This window comes from Leisingera sp. M527 (assembly GCF_025141525.1).
In the GTDB taxonomy this organism is placed as follows: Bacteria; Pseudomonadota; Alphaproteobacteria; order Rhodobacterales; family Rhodobacteraceae; genus Leisingera.
The window spans coordinates 3,387,865-3,395,000 of sequence record NZ_CP081037.1 but is presented as its reverse complement, the minus strand read 5'-3'; the positions used below and the strand labels follow the sequence as shown (position 1 = coordinate 3,395,000).

At 60.3% G+C, this 7,136-nt stretch carries 3 protein-coding genes, 1 tRNA gene and 2 rRNA genes (1 of these 6 running past the window's edge); 3 read left to right on the top strand and 3 right to left on the bottom strand.

Annotated elements, in window-relative coordinates; translation table 11 throughout:
• The 3 genes from K3555_RS16800 to K3555_RS16790 form a co-directional block, all read left to right on the top strand.
• Nucleotides 1–2,149: ribosomal RNA gene (locus tag K3555_RS16800) — 23S ribosomal RNA — on the top strand (it extends 695 nt beyond the left edge of the window).
• A 212-nt stretch (nucleotides 2,150–2,361) separates the two neighbouring features.
• Nucleotides 2,362–2,476, top strand: a 5S ribosomal RNA gene (gene rrf, locus K3555_RS16795).
• Nucleotides 2,477–2,522: 46 nt separating this feature from the next.
• Nucleotides 2,523–2,599: transfer RNA gene (locus K3555_RS16790), tRNA-Met, on the top strand.
• On the opposite strand, the gene K3555_RS16785 is transcribed toward K3555_RS16790, so the two are convergent.
• The 3 genes from K3555_RS16785 to K3555_RS16775 all read right to left on the bottom strand — a co-directional run bounded on the left by K3555_RS16785 (nucleotide 2,556) and on the right by K3555_RS16775 (nucleotide 7,049).
• Nucleotides 2,556–3,350 carry a zinc ribbon domain-containing protein gene (locus K3555_RS16785; RefSeq protein ID WP_260008482.1) on the bottom strand — a complete coding sequence of 265 codons (795 nt, stop codon included), beginning with the start codon at nucleotides 3,348–3,350 and terminating at the stop codon, nucleotides 2,556–2,558. The genes K3555_RS16790 and K3555_RS16785 overlap by 44 nt on opposite strands.
• Nucleotides 3,351–3,533: 183 nt before the next feature.
• Nucleotides 3,534–4,256: a recombinase family protein gene (locus tag K3555_RS16780; protein ID WP_260006345.1), complete on the bottom strand. Its 723-nt coding sequence runs from the start codon at nucleotides 4,254–4,256 to the stop codon at nucleotides 3,534–3,536.
• Between the two features lie 561 nt (nucleotides 4,257–4,817).
• Nucleotides 4,818–7,049, bottom strand: a complete 2,232-nt coding sequence (locus K3555_RS16775; protein WP_260006344.1) for an AAA family ATPase — start codon at nucleotides 7,047–7,049, stop codon at nucleotides 4,818–4,820.
• Nucleotides 7,050–7,136: the final 87 nt, after the last annotated feature.

Here is a 7,136-nt window from a genome sequence, read left to right as displayed (position 1 = left end):
GTGGGATCAGACCCGAAACCGAGTGATCTAGGCATGGCCAGGTTGAAGGTGCGGTAACACGCACTGGAGGACCGAACCCACATCCGTTGAAAAGGATCGGGATGAGCTGTGCCTAGGGGTGAAAGGCCAATCAAACTCGGAGATAGCTGGTTCTCTGCGAAATCTATTTAGGTAGAGCGTCATCCGAATACCCCGGGGGGTAGAGCACTGGATGGGTAATGGGGCCCCACAGGCTTACTGATCCTAACCAAACTCCGAATACCCGGGAGTACTAGATGGCAGACACACGGCGGATGCTAACGTCCGTCGTGGAGAGGGAAACAACCCTGACCTCCGGCTAAGGCCCCCAATTCATGGCTAAGTGGGAAAGCAGGTGAGACGTCCAAAACAACCAGGAGGTTGGCTTAGAAGCAGCCATCCTTTAAAGATAGCGTAACAGCTCACTGGTCTAATCAAGATGTCTTGCGGCGAAGATGTAACGGGGCTCAAGCCATGAGCCGAAGCCGAGGATGCACATAGTGCATGGTAGCAGAGCGTAGTGTGACATAGTTCCATGCGTCCTTATCTTCCTGCGGGAAGAATTGGACGCAAGGAGCTTTCGATGAAGCGGGCCTGTGAGGGATCCCGTGGAGAGATCACTAGTGAGAATGATGACATGAGTAGCGACAAAGAGTGTGAGAGACACTCTCGCCGAAAGTCCAAGGGTTCCTGCTTAAAGCTAATCTGAGCAGGGTAAGCCGGCCCCTAAGCCGAGGCCGAAAGGCGTAGGCGATGGGAACCACGTTAATATTCGTGGGCCAGGAGGATGTGACGGATTGTGAAGGTAGTTCATCCTTATCGGATTGAATGGGCTGCTGATCAGTCCCTGGAAATAGCCCTCCATCAGACCGTACCCTAAACCGACACAGGTGGACAGGTAGAGAATACCAAGGCGCTTGAGAGAACGATGTTGAAGGAACTCGGCAAAATACCTCCGTAAGTTCGCGAGAAGGAGGCCCGGGTCCTACGCAAGTGGAATCCGGGGGCACAAACCAGGGGGTGGCGACTGTTTATTAAAAACACAGGGCTCTGCGAAGTCGCAAGACGACGTATAGGGTCTGACGCCTGCCCGGTGCCTGAAGGTTAAAAGGAGGGGTGAGAGCTCCGAATTGAAGCCCAGGTAAACGGCGGCCGTAACTATAACGGTCCTAAGGTAGCGAAATTCCTTGTCGGGTAAGTTCCGACCTGCACGAATGGCGTAACGACTTCCCCGCTGTCTCCAACATCGACTCAGCGAAATTGAATTGCCTGTCAAGATGCAGGCTTCCCGCGGTTAGACGGAAAGACCCCGTGCACCTTTACTACAGCTTCGCACTGGTATCAGGATTGTGATGTGCAGGATAGGTGGTAGGCATCGAAACCGTGACGCAAGTCGCGGTGGAGCCTCCCTTGAGATACCACCCTTCGCACTCTTGATATCTAACCGCGGTCCGTTATCCGGATCCGGGACCCTGCGTGGCGGGTAGTTTGACTGGGGCGGTCGCCTCCTAAAGAGTAACGGAGGCGCGCGAAGGTTGGCTCAGAGCGGTCGGAAATCGCTCGTTGAGTGCAATGGCAGAAGCCAGCCTGACTGCGAGACTGACAAGTCGAGCAGAGACGAAAGTCGGCCATAGTGATCCGGTGGTCCCGAGTGGAAGGGCCATCGCTCAACGGATAAAAGGTACGCCGGGGATAACAGGCTGATACTGCCCAAGAGTCCATATCGACGGCAGTGTTTGGCACCTCGATGTCGGCTCATCTCATCCTGGGGCTGGAGCAGGTCCCAAGGGTACGGCTGTTCGCCGTTTAAAGAGGTACGTGAGCTGGGTTTAGAACGTCGTGAGACAGTTCGGTCCCTATCTGCCGTGGGTGTAGGATACTTGAGAGGAGTTGCCCCTAGTACGAGAGGACCGGGGTGAACGAACCACTGGTGGACCTGTTGTTGCGCCAGCAGCAGTGCAGGGTAGCTATGTTCGGACAGGATAACCGCTGAAGGCATCTAAGCGGGAAGCCCCCCTCAAAACAAGGTATCCCTGAGGGCCGTGGAAGACCACCACGCCGATAGGCCGGAGATGTAAGTGCAGCAATGCATTCAGTTGACCGGTACTAATCGCCCGATAGGCTTGATTTGATCCAGTAACAGACAGTGTTACGGAAAAACCAAACAAGCAAACACATCCCATAATACAAACGCTTGGACAACGTTGATTGCAGCCGAACGCATTTGGCAATGTCCCCGTGACATAACTCAGGTGCGGTCTCTCGCGCATTTACTTCGTAAATACGCTGCCGACCGCCACACGAGAAAAATCCAAATGCCTTCGGTATTTGGATTTTTCTCGGTTTGGTGGCTACAGCACAAGTGAAACACCCGGTCCCTTCCCGAACCCGGAAGTTAAGCACTGTCGCGCCGATGGTACTTGGGCTCAAGCCCTGGGAGAGTAGGTCACCGCCAAACCTAGTAAAATCCAAATATCTCTCAATACGGTCTCAAAAAAACCTGACGCGGGATGGAGCAGCCAGGTAGCTCGTCAGGCTCATAACCTGAAGGTCGCAGGTTCAAATCCTGCTCCCGCAACCAATGTTTCCGACCAAGCCTCCGCAAACAGCGGGGGCTTTTCCGATTCAAGGCCCCCCAAAGCCATGATCCCCGCCAATTCCCCAACAAGTTCAAGCTGATGGCCGCCCGGCGCAGCACTGTCGGGAACCATCCGCACCTCCGAAATCAGCGCCCGCAGCGACGCTGTCGCCTCCCGCCGCACCTCTGGCGCATTCAGGGACCCAGCCAGATCTTCGATCAGATCCCGGTACCGCGCCGACAGGCTTGGATGCAGCCGCAGGGCAGGGGGCTCCGGATTGTCCGCGATGACCGCCTCCAGGCGGGCCTTCTCACCCTCCAGCTCAGACATCTTGTCCTTCATTGAGGCAGTGTACATGCCGTCCTCAATAGCGGTCAGGATGTTGGCAATCCGGCTCTCCACCTTCCTGAGGGAGCGTTTGGCCTTCTGCCGGTCCTGGCAGGCCCCCGCGGAGGCTTCGTTGAAGGCCTTGCGGTATTCCTCCGCGAACTGCGCCAGCAGGTCCGGTGCCAGGAGGCGCTGCTTCAGCCCGGAGAGAACCCGCTCTTCCACTTCTGTCCGGCCGATGGTGGCGCGGTTGGTGCAGACCGCAGCGCCCTTGTTGCGGGCACCTGCGCAGCCGTAGCGCGTCTTGTTGATCAGCGTGTAGCTGGCGCCGCAGCAGGCGCAGCGCAAGAGGCTTGATAGCAGATACGTGGGCCGGCGCGCGCGTTCCAGCTTCGGCCGTTCCGTCAGAACACCCGCCGGGTTCATCGCTTGCCGCACCTCCCCCTGGCGCGTCTTCACCGCCTGCCAGAGCTGATCATCCAGAATACGAAGCTGTGGGACTTCTTCGGTCTTCCAGTCTTCGGGCGGGTTGAGTCGGGACAAGCGTTTTCCGTTGTCCGGGTTGGTATCATAGGTCAGCCGGTTCCAGACCAGCCGTCCGATATAGAGTTAGTTGTTCAGGATGCCGGTGCCGCGCTTGATGTTCCCGGAGACCGTTGAGGGGTTCCAGACTCCGGTGCCCTTGCCGCTCTGGGGAGCAGGCACTGCTTCGGCGTTCAGCGCGGCAGCGATTGAGCGCGCGGAAAGCCCGTCTGCGTAATCCCGGAAGATCCGGGTGATGACGGCAGCCTCGTCCGGCTCGATCTCCCGGTCGCCGGTGCTGAGCGTGCCGTCGGGCAGGATCTCACGCTTCACCCGGTAGCCGTAGGCAATCCCGCCAGCAGATTTGCCCCTGGCAATGCGCCCCTCCAGCCCGCGCCGTGTCTTCTGGGCCAGGTCCTTGAGGAACATGGTGGACACCAGCCCGCCGACGCCGACCTTCATGTCATCCAGCTCATTCTCCGAAGCCGTGTGGATCTTGACTCCGAAGAAGTTCATGCGCTTCAGCAGGCTTGCGGAATCCGCCATGTCCCGCGAGAGCCGGTTCTGGCTTTCGGCGGCAATAACGTCGATCAGGCCGCGTTCGGCTGCCTGGATCAGGCGCTGGTATCCCGGGCGCAGCGCGTTCTTACCGCTGAGCGCATGATCGGTGAAAACTTCCGTGACCTGCCACCCCTTCTGTTCACACAGGCGGCGGCACAGCCGGATCTGGTCCTCGACCGATGTGTCTTTCTGTTTGTCTGTGGAGTACCTGGCGTAGATGGCAGCGCGGAGACCGGGTGTTGCATTCATGGTTTATTCCTTCGAAGGCGGTTGGCTCCTCTGTGCCGCGATGTCTTGCTGAGCAGCCTGGCGGGCAAGGAGCTGGATGATGTGCAGAAGCGGGTCCGGGCAGTTGGCCCGGCCGTTTGTCTGAGATGTGCCGGAAAGACAGGCTGTCTCCTGGCAATTGACATAGCTCTTCTGGTCCCGTGCCATCGGCCGAGGTCTCCCGCCGCACCCGGGCCGGTGCCCGGGGCGATTTATTGATGATGCTGGTCTGGCGGGGTACTGCTCCGCCGGCTGTTGGCTTCATCATAGCGGGTGCGGGAGCTCGGCGGGCCCCGTGCAAAGGGACCGGATGCTGCTGCGCGTCGGGTTTATGTGGACAACCTGCCGTTTGAGGTGGTTTGCGGGGGGCTGCGAGTTGTGGCGGACGTCCTTACGGCCGGACCGGCGGCGTTTGCCGCGCGGGCAAAACCCTTCTGAGAGGGAATTATCCGGATTTTGCGCCAACCGAAGCCTGCACCGCCGGAGATTGCACATAAGAATTGTGCAAACTTTGCGGTGGCGCGGCTTGGTTGGCGGGCGCATCTACTGGTCCAGGACCGGCTCCGGACCATCTTTGCGCGGCACATCGCGCAGCCAGGACCGGACCGCCTTGTTATCGAACTCTCGTTTCTGCACCAGGTCTGCAGCCATGTCCTTAAGCAGTTGTTGATGGGGGTACAGCAGCGCGCGTGCGTGGTCCTCGGCGTAGTCGAGCCGCTCTTGCAGGCGCTGGCGTTCGCTGGCCGTCAGGCGGGAGGGATCCTGCGGTCCAAACCAGCCGTTGCCGAAGGCCCCTAAACCCAGTTCAAAATCCATCGCCAGAACCATCCGCGCAGCCTGTGCCAAATCGGACGTCGCGCCCCCGCCGGCCCCGCCAGAAACAGTCCCGAAGATGAGCCGCTCCGCCGCCCGCCCGGCCAGGTGAACGTAGAGCTGACGGTCGAAATCTGTGTCCAGCCCCGCGTTCGGGGGAACATCCCGCTCAATTGTGCCGCCTGAAGGAGACAGGCTGATCTGCGTGATCGTCTCAGCGAAGATCCAGGCGGCGATGGCGTGGCCAGACTCATGCACTGCGATGCGGTAAAGCAGGCCGTGGTTTTCCTCCTGCGCCATGACTTGCAAATGGCGGCGCAGAAGCTGCAGATCGAGTGGGCAGCCGCTGTGCCCGGCTTCACTGCGGGCTGAGCGCACCGCGGCGTCCACGTCGGCAGCGGTCTTTCCAATGCATTCCCGTGCCAGCTGCTGCAAATCCTCCTCTTGGACTGCGTCCTGCAGCCGCTCAGCAAGGAGGTGCTGCAGCATCGCCATGCTTGGCAGCGGCATCTCGATCTTGATGTCAAACCGCCCGGCTCTCAGCACCGCGGGGTCGATGTGCTGCGGGTGGTTGCAGGCACCAACCACCATGATCCCTGCATCCCGGCTGATGCGGTCCATCTGCTCCAAAAAGCCAGCAACCACTTGGCGCCTGTAGCTGGCACTGTTGTCGCTGGCACTGTCGCGGGAACCGATCGCGTCAATCTCATCCAAGAAAAGGATACAGGGCGCATTCTTCCGGGCTTCATCGAAGCTTCTTCGCATCGCAAGCAGGAGGTTACCCAAGTGACCGTTGGCCTGCCATTCAGCGCAGCTGGTCTCGATGCAGTTAACCTCGGCGCTTCCTCCCATTGCCCTGGCCAGATAACTTTTGCCGGTGCCCGGCAGGCCAAAAAGCAGCAAGGAGTGCGGGATCTCATTCCAGGCCACGTCGCCTTCGGCCCAGAGCCGCAGGTCTGCAACCAGTTGCCGGGCGGTGTCATAGGACGGGCCGATGCCGGTGATCTCTCTTGGTGGTGTTCCGGCTTCGGGTTCCGGCGTTGCCGGGGCGGTAAGTGCCTGGGACAGGCGCTGCGCCATCTTCTTCGCTGTGGGCGCGCGCAGGGCAAAAGAGAGTGCGGGGGTGGAGAGCTCTTGCAACTGGCCGTTCGGGGGCAGGGCGGCGCGGGCGGCGGCTTCATCAATGCGGCCCGTCCGGCTGTGCGTCTGACGCAGCAGGGCGATCAGAAAATCTGCGTCCACTTGCGGCAATGCCAGCTGATGGCAGTGCTCCGCCACCAGCGGCGCCGGCAGCGCCATCTCATCCGGCAAGCAGATCCACAAAGGCTGGCTGTGCGCCAGGCCTTTGATGATCAGATCCTGCAGGTCATCAAAGTGACCCTGGTCAATCGCGCCATCTCGGACGCTGGGGACAGCGAGGGTCACGCGCTGAGGCAGCTGCACCTGGCGCCGGGCGTCATAGGCCTGCCAGCCCGGCGGCAGCAGGGCGTGGTTGAGGAGATTTTCCACGCTTGAAAACCCGAAAGCAGGAATGTTGCGGAGGATCAGAACTGCGCCACGGGAAAGCTGCGCGTCCACTGCAGCCGGGGAGCCGAAGGCCGCGGCGATCCGCAGCAGCAGAAGCAGCTTGTCTGCCGGGAGGTCTGTGTGCGGCAGCCAGCGACCTGTCTCATCGCAGGCAAATGGGTCGGCGCCTTCCTGCTCCAGGTGTTCCCAGAGTTCTGGCGGCAGATGCCGCGCGTTCGGGTGCTCGCTCAGATGCTGCAGCAAAGAATGGGGCTGTTCCTGGGGCGTGGACACAAGCGGCTCCTCGGTGTCGGCACCGTCGGCTGGCGCGTCTTCTTTGAGTGTCTTGCGCCGCGTCTGCTGCAGCTCTTCGTAGTAGAGATGATAGCGGCGGGCGCAGTCTTCAGCGAACTTCCACCAATCGGGGCGCGCGGGGGAGTGGTTGGATTGGTTCATGGCAAGCCTCCTGTGAACAGGCAAAAGGGATCGGGCGCCCAGCGGTGCCGGGCGGAAAACAGGTCGGAAATTGAAGGGGAGGGGGGC